Origin of the sequence: Leclercia sp. W17, assembly GCF_003336325.1 — a bacterium.
GTDB lineage: Bacteria > Pseudomonadota > Gammaproteobacteria > Enterobacterales > Enterobacteriaceae > Enterobacter.
The window spans coordinates 2,352,194-2,365,436 of the sequence record NZ_CP031101.1; the positions used below are offsets into that span (position 1 = coordinate 2,352,194).

Below are 13,243 nucleotides of genomic sequence, written 5' to 3' on the forward strand. Positions count from 1 at the left end.
GAGTGTTATAGTCAGTTGCCACCACGCCCGGCGGCGCTTCGCCTGCGCGGGCCTACGGGCAGAGTTTTTGTAGGCCGGGCAAGGCGATAAAGGGGCGAGAGCCCCTTTACGGTTAGTGGGCCTTACGTTTTTGCATATGACGGGAGATCAGCCAGATTAAAAGCGTGGTTAAAAGCAGCGCTAACAGAGACAACGCGAAAATGTAGCGGTCGTACCATTCGGCCTCGGTCAGAAAACCAAATTTATCCGTATAAAGGTCATATAGCCAGATATCGGGCATAACGATACAAATTAACGAATAAACCAGACACAGAAGAGCTAACTCCATCAACCATATTATTACAGTAGTACTGGGTTTCATTAATATACCTGTATGGTGCCAAATGCTTTAAGCTCGGCCGTAATGGGTAAAGAACCTGCGCTTAACAATGCGTGATGGAGGATTTGATAGTGGGAATGATTTGGCAATGTTATGCATCCTTCGCTAATTCCAGAACTGCCTGCGGGATGCAGGCGAAAAGCTCCGCGCTCTACGTTGTCTATAAAAGTTGAATCATCGATAGCCCCGTCGTCCCGGTATAATGCAAACCAAAAGTCCCGGTTTGAACCGCTCTCGAGTTCTTTAAGCATATCGTGCCAGCGGGATCGAAGCCCTCCCCGGGAACGCGTAACAATGAAATATTTTCCAGGCGGCAATGGCCCTTTCTTTTTCATAGCAATAGAATCTGGATTATTTCGGTTGGCACCGGCGTGTCCAGAATAAGCCGGAAAGAAACCAACGCCAGGACAACTTAGAGTAGACATCTGCCCACCATTTAAATGAAATGTACAACGAATCATCTCTCATTCCACGCATCAGAAAAAATAATATTTCCATCGCAATGTTTCCAGGTGATTTTTTCATAGCGCAGGGAGATTGATTCAAGATGATTATGTTTTTCCGTCGAAGGGTTTTTTATATCATGCATGAGAGGGCAAACAGACACGACTTTTACCCCTTCAAGAAACATATTAAAGTACTCTTCTTCCTGCCCGGCATGATTGATCCGGTACCATTTAAACTCGGCGGATTTTAGCGTTTGCCCTCTGGCAACAGCTTTATAAAGATAAGGACTGGAAGAGTCGAACTCTTTCTCAAACACAAGTGCGCTATGGACGCGTGTACCGGTTATCTTTCCAGTATTACTATCCGTAGGTAAATGCAGACCGTGACCAAATCCGAGTATTTCTATACTGCCTTCACGATCGCGGATATCCACAGACCCGCAGATATCCGCTCCTCCGTCGTCCTTTAACCACAAATACGCAGGAATTGCCATCTCAAACTCCTTTTGTCAGCCAGCTTAAAAACAGCCATTACTTAACATCGGATGTTTAATAAAGACCAGGCATATCGTGCCATAGTTATGGCAAATATATTTTGCAGTTATACAAATTAAATCAATTTAAAGGTGTGAGTAAACGTCCCGTGTATTATCTATTTCACGGGACCTCTATTATTTTACGCGTCCCGCCACCCCATCGCGGGTGCCACATGCTTAAGAATCGACTCGATCACATGCACGTTATACTCCACACCCAGCTGGTTCGGCACGGTCAGTAACAGCGTATCCGCCTCGGCGATCGCTTCGTCCTGTTTCAACTGGGCAATCAGCTTGTCCGGCTCGGCGGCATAGCTGCGCCCGAAGATGGCGCGGGTTTTCTCATCCAGATAGCCCACGCTGTCGCTTTCGTTACGGCTGGAGCCGAAGTACATCCGGTCGCGATCGTCCATCAGGGCGAAAATGCTGCGGCTGACCGAGACGCGCGGGGTGCGGGTATGGCCCGCTTCGGCCCAGGCGGCACGGTAGGCGCGGATCTGTTTTGCCTGTTGGATATGGAACGGCTCGCCGGTTTCGTCGTCTTTCAGGGTAGAGCTTTGCAGGTTCATCCCGAGCTTCGCGGCCCACACGGCGGTGGCGTTAGAGCCTGCGCCCCACCAGATGCGATCCCGCAGCCCTTCGGCGTGCGGCTCCAGGCGCAGCAGGCCCGGCGGGTTAGGGAACATCGGCTGTGGGTTGGGTTTAGCAAACCCTTCGCCGCGCAGCACGTCCAGCAGCACTTCGGTGTGATGGCGCGCCATGTCCGACTCGTTTTCGCCCTCCGCGGGCACATAGCCAAAGTAACGCCAGCCATCGATCACCTGTTCCGGCGAGCCGCGGCTGATCCCCAGCTGTAAGCGTCCACCAGAGATCAAATCGGCTGAGCCCGCATCTTCCGCCATATAGAGCGGGTTTTCATAGCGCATATCGATTACGCCGGTGCCGATCTCAATCCGGCTGGTTTTTGCGCCAATGGCGGCCAGCAGCGGGAAGGGGGAGGCGAGCTGGCGGGCAAAATGGTGCACCCGGAAGTAAGCGCCATCCGCGCCCAGCTCTTCGGCGGCGACCGCCAGATCGATAGACTGCAGCAGCGCATCAGCGGCGCTGCGGGTGCCGGACTGCGGTGACGGCGTCCAGTGACCAAACGATAAAAAACCGATCTTTTTCATTCCGGGGTTTCCTGATTTTTGAGAAACAACATAACCCTTACTTTACGGATTACCCGGCGAGAAGAAATGGCGTTTATTTCACAGATGAGGTCAAAAAATTTGAATGAATTCAGCGGCTCTGCCTGTTTTATGGAATGTTAGCGTAAATACCGCTTGCATCCTTCCATCATTAATGCGTTAATGCTCTTTCGGTTTGAAATCCAAAAAATATCTGAAGCAGTTTCTAAAGCAATCTCATCACGTTGTGCCTCTCCACAGTCGCTCCTGGGTTTTATCTTTACGCTCTGATTAGTTTTGTCTCAGACCCTTATTGCCTTTAAGGCCCATTAGTTTTTACGTGTATACGTACAGGAGATTTACATGAGTTCTACTATCCATTTTCGTTGCCCATGCTGTCATGGTTCGCAGTTCCGTACTTCTATTTTCGACGTGTCTGAAAAAAATCCACACGGTGCAAAGTGCATTTTCTGCAAATCTTCCATGATCACCCTCGACCATTTAGCGGCCTCCCGTCATGCCCGCCAGGTCCCGTTTGAGCTGCGTAAGTAATTCAGTCAGGCGCCGTCACGCCTGCTGATATCCTCTCACACCTATAACAGTTTATTAATTCTGCCTTTTTTCTCCTGCTGATATACTATGTAACGCAGCAAGGAGAACCCGATGAAAAAATACCAGCGCCTGGCGCAGCAAATCATTTCGCAGATCGATCTGGGCGTCTGGCAGCCCGGCGATAAGCTGCCCTCCCTGCGTGAGCAGGTGACCAGCAGCGGGTTGAGCTTTATGACCGTCGGCCATGCGTATCAGATGCTGGAGAGCCAGGGGCATATTGTGGCGCGCCCGCAGTCGGGTTATTACGTCGCCGCGCGACCCAGCGGAGAGCAGCCGATGCCGCCCGCGCAGGTGATGCGCGACGAGTCGGTGGATATCAATACCTATATCTTCGATGTGCTGCAGGCCAGCCGCGATCCCGCGGTGGTGCCCTTTGCCTCGGCCTTTCCCGATCCGCGTCTCTTTCCCTTACAGCAGCTGAACCGCTCCCTGGCGAACGTCAGTAAAACCGCCACCGCCATGAGCGTGATCGAGAACCTGCCGCCGGGCAACGTCGATCTGCGCCACGCCATCGCCCGCCGCTATGCGCAACAGGGGATGAACATCTCCCCGGATGAAATTGTGATTACCGCGGGCGCGCTGGAAGCCCTGAACCTCAGCCTGCAGGCGGTCACCGAACCGGGCGACTGGGTGATTGTGGAGAATCCCTGCTTCTACGGCGCGCTGCAGGCGCTGGAGAGGCTGAAGCTGAAGGCGCTGTCGGTGGCGACCGACGTGCGCGACGGTATCGATCTCAACGCCCTGGCGCAGGCGCTGAACGACTACCCGGTAAAAGCCTGCTGGCTGATGACCAACGCGCAAAACCCGCTGGGCTTTACCCTCAGCGCCGATAAAAAAGCGCAGCTTGTCGAATTACTCGCCCGGCACAACGTCACCCTGATTGAAGATGATGTTTACAGCGAGCTCTATTATGGCCGCGAAAAGCCGCTCCCGGCGAAAGCCTGGGATCGCAGCGAAATGACCCTGCACTGCTCCTCCTTCTCCAAATGTCTGGTGGCCGGGTTTCGCATTGGCTGGGTCGCCGCCGGGAAACATGCTCGCCGCATCCAGCAGCTTCAACTGATGAGCACCTTGTCCACCAGTTCGCCCATGCAGCTGGCGCTGGTGGATTATCTCGCCACCAAACGTTACGACGCTCATCTCAGACGCCTACGCCGCACGCTGGCAGAGCGTAAACAGCAGGCGTGGCAGGCGCTGCTGCGCCATCTGCCCAATGAGGTGAAAATTCACCACAGCGACAGCGGCTATTTTTTATGGCTGGAGCTGCCCGCACCGCTGGATGCCGGGGAGCTCAGCGCCCGGGCGCTGAAGCACCACATCAGCATCGCGCCGGGCAAAATGTTCTCAACCTCCGATACCTGGACGCCGTTTTTCCGCTTTAATACCTCGTGGGCCTGGGGAGAGCGGGAGGAGCAGGCGGTGATCCAGTTAGGGCAAATAATTAGCGGGATGTTAAAAACGCAAAAATAAGTTTTTCTCGCTATTGATCGCAGCCGCTAAATAATCATTTCTTATCCCGTTAATCACGCCGCAATTAATTTGCGGCGTTTTTTATTATCGCTCATAGGAAATATGCATAACCACTTCGCCTGCTAACCCCTTGTCTATAATCCAGTTACCGGGGAATGCGCCCCCGGTCACAACCTGGCGAAATTTCTCAGGCCTGCCGGGTGCGCTGCAATGGCGCGGTCTACGTTTAATTAAGGAGATATTCTACCGGCACGGCTGCCTTCTGATTTCATTACGACAGGAGTAATACTTATGAGCAAAACATTTGCCCGTAGCAGCCTGTGCGCGCTCGGCATGACTATTTTGACTGCGCAGGCGGCAGAGCCGCCAAAAGAGATCGGCAAAGGCGAAGGACGTCTGGATATCATTGCCTGGCCGGGTTATATCGAACGGGGCGAGACCGATAAAAACTACGACTGGGTCACCCAGTTTGAAAAAGAGACCGGCTGTAAAGTGAACGTCAAAACCGCCGCGACATCCGATGAGATGGTGAGCCTGATGGCGAAGGGCGGATACGATCTGGTGACCGCCTCCGGCGACGCCTCCCTGCGCCTGATCATGGGCAAACGCGTTCAGCCCATCAACCCGGACCTGATCCCCAACTGGAAAACCCTCGACCCCAGGATCGTCAAAGGGGAGTGGTTTAACGTTGACGGTAAGGCCTATGGTACTCCCTATCAGTGGGGACCAAACCTGCTGATGTACAACACCAAAACCTTCCCGACCCCGCCTGACACCTGGGGTGTGGTGTTTAAAGAACAGACCCTGCCGGACGGCAAATCCAACAAAGGGCGCGTGCAGGCCTACGATGGGCCGATCTACATCGCCGATGCGGCGCTGTACGTCAAAGCCACCCAGCCGGATCTGGGCATCACCGATCCCTACCAGTTGACGGAAGCGCAATACACGGCGGTGTTAAATTTGTTGAAAGATCAGCATGCGCTGGTCCACCGCTACTGGCACGACACGACGGTGCAAATGAGTGACTTCAAAAACGAAGGGGTGGTGGCCTCCAGCGCCTGGCCCTATCAGGCCAACGCCCTGAAAGGGGAGAATCAGCCGATAGGCACCGTCTTCCCGAAAGAGGGGGTGACGGGTTGGGCGGATACCACCATGCTGCACGCCGATGCCAAACACCCGATGTGCGCCTATAAGTGGATGAACTGGTCCCTGACGCCAAAAGTGCAGGGCGATCTGGCGGCGTGGTTCGGCTCCCTGCCAGTGGTGGCAGAAGGCTGTAAAGCCAGCACTCTGCTGGGCGATAAAGGCTGTGAAACCAACGGCTACACCTATTTCGACAAGATCCTGTTCTGGAAAACCCCTGTCGCCAACGGCGGCAAATTTGTCCCTTACAGCCGCTGGGTTCAGGACTACATCGCCATCATGGGCGGTCGTTAAGCGCAGGGAGCGGATTATGACCTACGCAGTAGAGTTTAACGATGTCTCCCGCCTGTATGGTGACGTGCGTGCGGTGGATGGAGTAACGATCCGGATCCGTGACGGGGAGTTTTTCTCCATGCTGGGGCCTTCGGGCTCCGGCAAAACCACCTGCCTGCGCCTGATTGCCGGTTTCGAACAGCTGAGCGGCGGCGCTATATCTATCTTTGGCAAAGACGCCAGTGAACTCCCTCCGTGGGAGCGCGACGTCAATACCGTCTTTCAGGACTATGCCCTGTTTCCCCATATGTCGATCCTCGAGAACGTGGCCTACGGGCTGATGGTGAAGGGGATCAACAAGTCCACCCGCCAGGCCCAGGCCCGCGAGGCGCTGGAGAAGGTCGGGCTCAGTTTTGCCGAAGCGCGCAAGCCATCCCAGCTCTCCGGCGGCCAGCGTCAGCGGGTGGCAATTGCCCGGGCGCTGGTCAATCAACCCCGGGTGCTGCTGCTGGATGAGCCCCTTGGCGCGCTGGATCTGAAACTGCGGGAGCAAATGCAGTTTGAACTGAAAAAACTGCAGCAGGAGCTGGGGATCACCTTTATCTTCGTCACCCACGATCAGGGGGAAGCACTGTCGATGTCGGATCGTGTGGCGGTATTCAATAACGGCCGGATCGAGCAGGTGGATACCCCGCGGGAGCTCTATCTGCGTCCGCGCACCCCGTTCGTCGCCAGCTTCGTTGGCACCTCGAACGTCTTTACCGATGCCACCGCCCGGCGCGTCTGCGGCATGACCGGTAGCTACTCCCTGCGCCCGGAGCATATTCGGCTGGACGGGCAGGGTGAAATCCAGGTACAGGGCCAGGTGCAGGCGGTGCAGTTTCAGGGGGCGGCGACCCGTTACGAGCTGCGACTTGCCGAGGGGGAGAAACTGCTGGTGAGCCAGGCCAACCTGAGCGGCTCTGCGCTTGCCCCGGGGGTTGAGGCCGGACAGCAGGTGACCGCGTCGTGGGCGCGCGATGCTATGGTGCCGCTGCATGAGGAGAGGTGAAATGGATATGAGCGTTTCGCCGCCACCGGCTTCGCACGGCCTGCCGGGACGTCTGTCGGCGATGTTCTGGCGCAGGCCGTCGCTGGGGCTGTTTTTACTCCTGCTCGGGCCGCTGATGTGGTTTGGCATTGTCTATCTCGGGTCGCTGTTCACCCTGCTGTGGCAGGGGTTCTACACCTTCGATGACTTCACCATGGCGGTCACGCCGGATCTGACCTTCGCCAACATCCGCGCGCTGTTTAATCCCGCCAACTACGACATTATCCTGCGTACCCTGACGATGGCGATTGCTGTCACCATCGGCAGTGCGATTCTGGCCTTCCCGATGGCCTGGTATATGGCGCGCTACACCCACGGAAAGTGGAAAGCCTTCTTCTATATCGCGGTGATGCTGCCGATGTGGGCCAGCTATATCGTCAAGGCCTATGCCTGGACGCTGCTGCTGGCAAAAGATGGCGTGGCGCAGTGGTTTCTCAGCCATATGGGGCTGGAGCCGCTGCTCACCTCGCTGTTGACGGTGCCGGGCGTGGGGGGCAGCACGCTCTCCACCTCCGGGTTGGGGCGCTTCCTGGTATTCGTCTATATCTGGCTGCCGTTTATGATCCTGCCGGTGCAGGCGGCGCTGGAGCGGCTGCCGCCGTCGTTGCTGCAGGCCTCTGCCGATCTCGGCGCCCGGCCGCGGCAGACCTTCCGTTATGTCGTGCTGCCCCTGGCAATACCGGGCATCGCCGCCGGGTCGATCTTCACCTTCTCCCTGACGCTGGGCGACTTCATCGTGCCGCAGCTGGTGGGGCCGCCGGGCTACTTTATCGGACAAATGGTTTACTCCCAGCAGGGGGCGATTGGCAATATGCCTATGGCGGCGGCCTTTACGCTGGTGCCGATTGTTCTCATTACTCTCTATCTGGCGTTCGTGAAGCGCCTGGGAGCGTTTGATGCACTCTGAACGCGCACCGCTGTTTCTGAAAATCGCCACCTGGGGCGGGGTGATCTTCCTGCACTTTCCGCTGCTGATTATTGCCATCTATGCTTTTAATACCGAGGACGCGGCCTTCAGTTTTCCGCCACAGGGGCTGACGCTGAAGTGGTTCAGTGCCGCGGCGACGCGCAGCGACATTATTGAAGCTGTGACGTTGTCACTTAAAATCGCGGCTTTGTCGACGGCCATAGCGCTGGTGCTGGGCACTCTGGCGGCCGCGGCGTTATGGCGGCGGGAGTTCTTTGGCAAGAACGCGGTATCGCTGATGCTTATCCTGCCCATCGCCCTGCCGGGGATCATCACCGGTCTGGCGCTGCTGACGGCGTTCAAGACCATCAATCTGGAGCCCGGTTTCTTTACCATCATTCTCGGTCACGCCACATTCTGCGTGGTGGTGGTGTTCAATAATGTGATTGCCCGTTTCCGGCGCACCTCCTGGAGCCTGGTTGAAGCCTCGATGGATTTAGGTGCCAACGGCTGGCAAACCTTCCGCTACGTGGTGCTACCCAATCTGGGGTCGGCGCTGCTGGCGGGGGGCATGCTGGCGTTCGCCCTGTCGTTCGATGAGATTATCGTGACGACCTTTACCGCCGGACATGAGCGCACGTTACCGCTGTGGCTGTTAAACCAGCTTGGGCGTCCGCGCGATGTACCGGTAACAAACGTGGTGGCACTGCTGGTTATGCTGGTGACCGCCATTCCCATTCTGGGGGCCTGGTGGCTGACCCGCGACGGCGAAAACGTAGCCGGAAGCGGGAAATAACCTCGACTGAAACAGGACAAAGCTATGCAAACTCAACTGCTGATTAATGGTGAACTGGTCAACGGCGAAGGGGAAAAGCAGCCGGTCTATAACCCTGCCACCGGCGAGGTGCTGCTGGAGATCGCCGAGGCCTCTCCCGCCCAGGTGGACGCAGCCGTGCAGGCCGCGGACCGCGCGTTTGCCAGCTGGGGGCGGACCACGCCGAAAAGCCGCGCCGAATGCCTGCTGAAACTGGCGGACACCATCGAAGCGCAGGCCGACACCTTAGCCCGGCTGGAGTCGCAAAACTGCGGCAAACCGCTGCACTGCGTGATGGGGGATGAGATTCCGGCGATTGCCGACGTGTTCCGCTTCTTTGCCGGGGCGGCGCGTACTCTGCACGGTTCGGCGGCAGGAGAATATCTGGAAGGGCACACCTCCATGATCCGCCGCGACCCGGTTGGCGTTGTCGCGTCGATTGCGCCGTGGAACTATCCCCTAATGATGGCGGCGTGGAAGCTGGCGCCCGCGCTGGCGGCCGGTAACTGCGTGGTGCTCAAACCGTCTGAAATCACGCCGCTCACCGCCCTCAAGCTGGCGGAGCTGGCAAAAGATATCTTCCCTGCCGGGGTCATTAACGTGCTGTTTGGCCGGGGTAAAACCGTGGGCGACCCGCTGACCGGGCACGAAAAGGTGCGCATGGTGTCGCTCACCGGCTCTATCGCCACCGGCGAACATATCATCGGCCATACCGCCTCGACGATTAAGCGCACCCATATGGAGCTGGGCGGTAAAGCGCCGGTGATTGTCTTTGACGATGCCGATCTCGACGCGGTGGTGGAAGGGGTACGCACCTTTGGCTTCTACAACGCCGGGCAGGACTGTACCGCTGCCTGTCGTATCTACGCCCAAAAAGGGATATACGCCGCGCTGGTGGAAAAACTGGGGGCCGCGGTCGCCAGCCTGAAGATCGGCGATCCGAATGACGAGAGCACCGAACTGGGTCCGTTAAGCTCCCAGGCGCATCTCGACCGGGTGTGCAAAGCGGTGGATGAGGCGAAAGCCCTGGGACATGTACAGGTAATCACCGGCGGCAGCAAGCACGACGGTAAAGGTTACTGGTTCCAGCCCACCGTGCTGGCAGGGGCGAAGCAGGAAGATGCCATCGTCCAGCGGGAGGTGTTTGGTCCGGTGGTGAGCGTAACTCCATTCGACGACGAAGTAGAGGTACTGAACTGGGCCAACGATTCGCAGTACGGGCTGGCCTCTTCCGTGTGGACCCAGGATGTGGGCCGTGCGCACCGCGTCAGCGCCCACCTCCAGTACGGCTGCACCTGGGTGAATACCCACTTTATGCTGGTGAGCGAAATGCCCCACGGCGGGATGAAAATGTCGGGTTACGGCAAGGATATGTCGGTGTATGGTCTGGAAGATTACACCGTGGTTCGTCATATCATGTTTAAGCACTGATCTGTGCCCAGCGCCGGCTGCGGCACGGCAACCGGCGCGCAATAATATCTTTTATTGAATACATTAACTTAGAAATATATTTTGCCGACCCCGACGGATTTAAAGACGCTACAGCTGGAAAATAGCGATATGGCATCCGAGGCGGGCGCCAGAAAATGTATGGGATTACTGGATGCCGCGCTGGAGAAAGTGAGCAGCTATCGGGGGCAGTATGGCGCGATGATGAACCGGTTTGAATCCAGCAAAGCGGTGCTCTCACAGCAGAGCGTAGCGATGCAGGCCGCCCGCAGCCGTATCCAGGACGCCGACTATGCCGCCGAGGCCAGCCAGCTTGCCCGGGCGCAGATCCTGGAGCAGAGCCAGAATGCGGCCCTGAAAATGGCGAATCAGGTGCCGCAAACGGTGCTTGAACTGCTCAAAATGTAAGAAGGGAGCGGCGCGGTAATCTACCAGCCGCACACCTCGTGCTCGTTTTCCGTGTCGTAGGCGCGCACGGTGTTCACCAGCTCTTTCACCACGTCGGCAGCGACATCCGGGACGAGCAGCTCCATGGGGGCATCCGTCTCGTAATCCACCGACACCCCGTTGCTGTTATTGGTGACGGTAACGGTATACGTTGCTTTGCTCATGATGCTACTCCTTGTGGGTATTAACGACTTTACCCAGACCTGCGCCATTCAGCGTTACCTCGGGATCGGCAAAAAAGTCGATATTGAACACGGTGTCCTCGGTCATGAGTTCGATGCGATGCCATTTTTGCGGCGGAGAAATACCGAAACTTCCGGCTTCAATCAACAGCTCCATATCAGGTTCGGTGGCGTCGCCGTCCGGAAATCCAAAATATTTTACGGCGCCCTGCATCACGGACAGACGGCCATAGACCCCTGCTTTGGTGTTGTGATGGGTGAAAAGCGCGGCAGGTGCAGTCTCTTTAGTCCAGAAGGGAGTGGCACGGGTATGCACAAAATTGGCAGGAATACGTAACATCGTTAGCTCCTCAGGCGTGAGAACGCCCGGCGAATTTTAGAACCTCGGGTTCAACAAAAAAATCAATATTAAAGAGGGTATCGTCACTCATCAGCTCGATGTGATGCCAGCGTTCAGGCGGGAAAACAGCAAAATGGCCGCTTTCAATAATCAACGTGGTGTCCGGGTCGGGTGACGTCTCATCGGCATAACCCAGATAACGCACGGCACCCTGCATCACGCTAAGACGCGGATAGACGCCGGGACGGGTGCCGGTATCCAGATGGCGCCTGAAAAGGGCCGGCGGGGCAGTCTCTTTGTTCCAGAACGGTGTGGAACGGGTGTGAATAGAGTGTTGCGGAATACGCAGCATAACGTCCTCCCTGTGGATGAGGTCATTACAGCTCGGGTGATGGCTATTTTGTATCATAAATTGCATTTTAAATGCAACTTTAAAGGCGGTCCTTTTTCCAGGCTATAATTATCTACGCCGAAGGCCACAAAGGAGAGTCTGATGCTACAAGTCGATAAAGACAAATCCCGCAAAGTACCCGATTCGGGTAACAAAAAGCCTCAACCGGTTAAGAAGTAGAACCGGACTTCCAGGGCCGCAAAATGCGGTCCTGGTCAGCATTTGCCTCGCCAGCTCCCGCCAAAAAGTGTAGTAAGATATACCTAACTGTTATTACCACGCAAAAAATGTGGATAATGTGTAACAAAAATACTTGATCCATATCAACATATGTCGCATATTGCGCGCGGTTATTGAACAGCACATTGGGTATTTGAAATGACGTTGTATCAAAAGATGTTAATGTTTTACGCCGTCATGGCGGTCATCAGCGCGCTTATCACATGGTTTCTCTCTAAAGATCGCAAACGTATCCGCTTCCTGAGCGCCTTTCTGGTGGGCTCCACCTGGCCGATGAGTTTTCCGGTTGCGCTGCTGATTTCGCTTTTCTGACAACGGCCCCCGTTTTACGTTACAGCGATAGCATTCCTCTTTGATGAACTGTATAAATAAACAGTCATCTGAAAAGGAGTGCTTATGAAAAGCTTCTATTCGCAACAGGCCGGTTGCCTGGTGCGTTGGCAGGAACTGCCCGGCAAGGGGGAACCGCTGGTCTTCATCCACGGTCTCGGCTGCGCCTCTTCCTACGAATATCCCCGGATAGTTTGCGACCCTCAGTTCGGCTCCCGCCGGGCTATTCTTATCGATCTCCCCGGTAGTGGTTACAGTGATAAACCAGAAGCTTATACTTATCAGACCTCAGCGCAGGCGCTGGTGGTCATCGAACTGCTCAACCATTTAGCCCTATCCTCATTCTGGTTGTATGGCCACAGCATGGGCGGCAGCATAGCAATAGAAACGGCTGAACTGGCCGGGGATCGGCTGTCAGGATTGATTGTGTCTGAACCCAATTTTCATGCTGGCGGGGGCATGTTCAGCCGGGGTATCGCCGCTCAAACGGAGGAGGAGTTTGTCAGTGCCGGTTATCAGGCCATGCTGTCGGCGGAAACCTCACCCTGGAAGGGTTGCCTCCAAAGCACTGCCCCTTGGGCAGTGTGGCGCGGAGCAACGAGCCTGGTTAACGGGGTACAGCCCAGCTGGAGCGTGCGCTATTTACAGCTGACTTGCCCGATATGGCTGATTTTTGGCGAGCTTTCGCTGCCGGATACCGATCTGGATGAGATGCGCCAGCAGGGTGTCGCAGTCAAAATGATCCCTGATGCTGGACATTCGATGTCGTGGGAGAACCCGTCGGCGCTGGCTAAGGCGTTGTTCGACTGTATGCATCAGGAATAGCGGTCCGTCTATGACGAGCCGCAGGGTTGCAGGGCAGTGCCATCAAACGTCTATTTCAGACTAACAAGATCTGCAACGCTCTGCGATCGTCATGGGTAATATCATGCGGATGCTCTCCCAGACGGGTTAAGCGTGGCGCAGTGCTGTTAACCACTGTTTGTAGGCCGGGCAAACGCAGTGCCGCCCGGCGCAACAATGCCGGG

At 56.1% G+C, this 13,243-nt stretch carries 16 protein-coding genes; 10 read left to right on the plus strand and 6 right to left on the minus strand.

The genetic code is table 11. The features are described 5' to 3' along the window. Positions 1–360 precede the first annotated feature (360 nt). The 3 genes from DVA44_RS11545 to DVA44_RS11555 form a co-directional block, all read right to left on the minus strand. Positions 361–840 (minus strand): DUF2778 domain-containing protein, encoded by a 480-nt coding sequence (locus tag DVA44_RS11545; protein ID WP_114314870.1) that lies wholly within the window; start codon positions 838–840, stop codon positions 361–363. After that, entirely contained in the window at positions 837–1,319 is a 483-nt protein-coding gene (locus DVA44_RS11550) for an Hcp family type VI secretion system effector (RefSeq protein WP_114386919.1), read from the minus strand. The genes DVA44_RS11545 and DVA44_RS11550 overlap by 4 nt, the downstream gene beginning before the upstream one ends. Before the next feature lie 182 nt (positions 1,320–1,501). Further along, complete coding sequence (locus DVA44_RS11555; protein ID WP_114386921.1) at positions 1,502–2,530, minus strand: LLM class flavin-dependent oxidoreductase; 1,029 nt, start codon at positions 2,528–2,530, stop codon at positions 1,502–1,504. Between the two features lie 360 nt (positions 2,531–2,890). Here DVA44_RS11555 and DVA44_RS11560 point away from each other — a divergent pair, with 360 nt between their 5' ends. From DVA44_RS11560 to DVA44_RS11595, 8 genes are all read left to right on the plus strand, one after another. Next, on the plus strand, positions 2,891–3,079 hold the full coding sequence (locus DVA44_RS11560) for a hypothetical protein (protein ID WP_039028652.1): 189 nt from the start codon (positions 2,891–2,893) through the stop codon (positions 3,077–3,079). Between the two features lie 111 nt (positions 3,080–3,190). After that, positions 3,191–4,609 (plus strand): PLP-dependent aminotransferase family protein, encoded by a 1,419-nt coding sequence (locus tag DVA44_RS11565; protein WP_114386923.1) that lies wholly within the window; start codon positions 3,191–3,193, stop codon positions 4,607–4,609. Positions 4,610–4,900: 291 nt separating this feature from the next. Further along, positions 4,901–6,046: a putative ABC transporter substrate-binding protein YdcS gene (gene ydcS, locus DVA44_RS11570; protein ID WP_114386925.1), complete on the plus strand. Its 1,146-nt coding sequence runs from the start codon at positions 4,901–4,903 to the stop codon at positions 6,044–6,046. A gap of 16 nt (positions 6,047–6,062) precedes the next feature. Beyond that, entirely contained in the window at positions 6,063–7,076 is a 1,014-nt protein-coding gene (locus DVA44_RS11575) for an ABC transporter ATP-binding protein (protein WP_114386927.1), read from the plus strand. Between the two features lies 1 nt (position 7,077). Further along, entirely contained in the window at positions 7,078–8,022 is a 945-nt protein-coding gene (locus DVA44_RS11580; RefSeq protein ID WP_114386929.1) for an ABC transporter permease, read from the plus strand. Next, positions 8,012–8,818 (plus strand): ABC transporter permease, encoded by an 807-nt coding sequence (locus DVA44_RS11585; protein ID WP_103822054.1) that lies wholly within the window; start codon positions 8,012–8,014, stop codon positions 8,816–8,818. Before DVA44_RS11580 ends, DVA44_RS11585 begins: the two co-directional genes overlap by 11 nt. Positions 8,819–8,842: 24 nt before the next feature. After that, a complete protein-coding gene (patD, locus tag DVA44_RS11590) occupies positions 8,843–10,267 on the plus strand; it encodes an aminobutyraldehyde dehydrogenase (RefSeq protein ID WP_114386931.1) in 1,425 nt (474 codons plus the stop codon). Positions 10,268–10,396: 129 nt separating this feature from the next. Continuing rightward, positions 10,397–10,693, plus strand: coding sequence for a flagellin (locus DVA44_RS11595; protein WP_114386932.1), 297 nt, complete (start codon positions 10,397–10,399; stop codon positions 10,691–10,693). 20 nt (positions 10,694–10,713) lie between these two features. Here the strand turns inward: DVA44_RS11595 and DVA44_RS11600 are convergent, their stop codons facing one another. From DVA44_RS11600 to DVA44_RS11610, 3 genes are read right to left on the minus strand one after another with little or no spacing between them, the layout of a single operon-like run. Further along, positions 10,714–10,896 (minus strand): DUF1869 domain-containing protein, encoded by a 183-nt coding sequence (locus tag DVA44_RS11600; protein WP_114386934.1) that lies wholly within the window; start codon positions 10,894–10,896, stop codon positions 10,714–10,716. 4 nt (positions 10,897–10,900) lie between these two features. Then, the gene (locus tag DVA44_RS11605) at positions 10,901–11,254 is read right to left on the minus strand and encodes a DUF1971 domain-containing protein (protein WP_103822051.1); all 354 of its coding nucleotides are present in this window, start codon (positions 11,252–11,254) and stop codon (positions 10,901–10,903) included. A 10-nt stretch (positions 11,255–11,264) separates the two neighbouring features. Continuing rightward, a complete protein-coding gene (locus DVA44_RS11610; protein ID WP_103822050.1) occupies positions 11,265–11,606 on the minus strand; it encodes a DUF1971 domain-containing protein in 342 nt (113 codons plus the stop codon). 417 nt (positions 11,607–12,023) lie between these two features. On the opposite strand from DVA44_RS11610, the gene DVA44_RS11615 reads away from it, so the two are divergent. Together DVA44_RS11615 and DVA44_RS11620 are read left to right on the plus strand one after the other, a co-directional pair. Continuing rightward, positions 12,024–12,197: a GhoT/OrtT family toxin gene (locus tag DVA44_RS11615; protein ID WP_114386936.1), complete on the plus strand. Its 174-nt coding sequence runs from the start codon at positions 12,024–12,026 to the stop codon at positions 12,195–12,197. 84 nt (positions 12,198–12,281) lie between these two features. Further along, positions 12,282–13,040, plus strand: coding sequence for an alpha/beta fold hydrolase (locus DVA44_RS11620; protein ID WP_114386938.1), 759 nt, complete (start codon positions 12,282–12,284; stop codon positions 13,038–13,040). The last annotated feature ends 203 nt before the right edge of the window (positions 13,041–13,243 follow it).

Coding starts and splice junctions, on each gene's coding strand:
- DVA44_RS11545 (WP_114314870.1), bottom strand. CDS start 840: ATGATTCGTTGTACATTTCATTTAAATGGTGGGCAGATGTCTACTCTA.
- DVA44_RS11550 (WP_114386919.1), bottom strand. CDS start 1,319: ATGGCAATTCCTGCGTATTTGTGGTTAAAGGACGACGGAGGAGCGGAT.
- DVA44_RS11555 (WP_114386921.1), bottom strand. CDS start 2,530: ATGAAAAAGATCGGTTTTTTATCGTTTGGTCACTGGACGCCGTCACCG.
- DVA44_RS11560 (WP_039028652.1), top strand. CDS start 2,891: ATGAGTTCTACTATCCATTTTCGTTGCCCATGCTGTCATGGTTCGCAG.
- DVA44_RS11565 (WP_114386923.1), top strand. CDS start 3,191: ATGAAAAAATACCAGCGCCTGGCGCAGCAAATCATTTCGCAGATCGAT.
- ydcS (WP_114386925.1), top strand. CDS start 4,901: ATGAGCAAAACATTTGCCCGTAGCAGCCTGTGCGCGCTCGGCATGACT.
- DVA44_RS11575 (WP_114386927.1), top strand. CDS start 6,063: ATGACCTACGCAGTAGAGTTTAACGATGTCTCCCGCCTGTATGGTGAC.
- DVA44_RS11580 (WP_114386929.1), top strand. CDS start 7,078: ATGGATATGAGCGTTTCGCCGCCACCGGCTTCGCACGGCCTGCCGGGA.
- DVA44_RS11585 (WP_103822054.1), top strand. CDS start 8,012: ATGCACTCTGAACGCGCACCGCTGTTTCTGAAAATCGCCACCTGGGGC.
- patD (WP_114386931.1), top strand. CDS start 8,843: ATGCAAACTCAACTGCTGATTAATGGTGAACTGGTCAACGGCGAAGGG.
- DVA44_RS11595 (WP_114386932.1), top strand. CDS start 10,397: ATGGCATCCGAGGCGGGCGCCAGAAAATGTATGGGATTACTGGATGCC.
- DVA44_RS11600 (WP_114386934.1), bottom strand. CDS start 10,896: ATGAGCAAAGCAACGTATACCGTTACCGTCACCAATAACAGCAACGGG.
- DVA44_RS11605 (WP_103822051.1), bottom strand. CDS start 11,254: ATGTTACGTATTCCTGCCAATTTTGTGCATACCCGTGCCACTCCCTTC.
- DVA44_RS11610 (WP_103822050.1), bottom strand. CDS start 11,606: ATGCTGCGTATTCCGCAACACTCTATTCACACCCGTTCCACACCGTTC.
- DVA44_RS11615 (WP_114386936.1), top strand. CDS start 12,024: ATGACGTTGTATCAAAAGATGTTAATGTTTTACGCCGTCATGGCGGTC.
- DVA44_RS11620 (WP_114386938.1), top strand. CDS start 12,282: ATGAAAAGCTTCTATTCGCAACAGGCCGGTTGCCTGGTGCGTTGGCAG.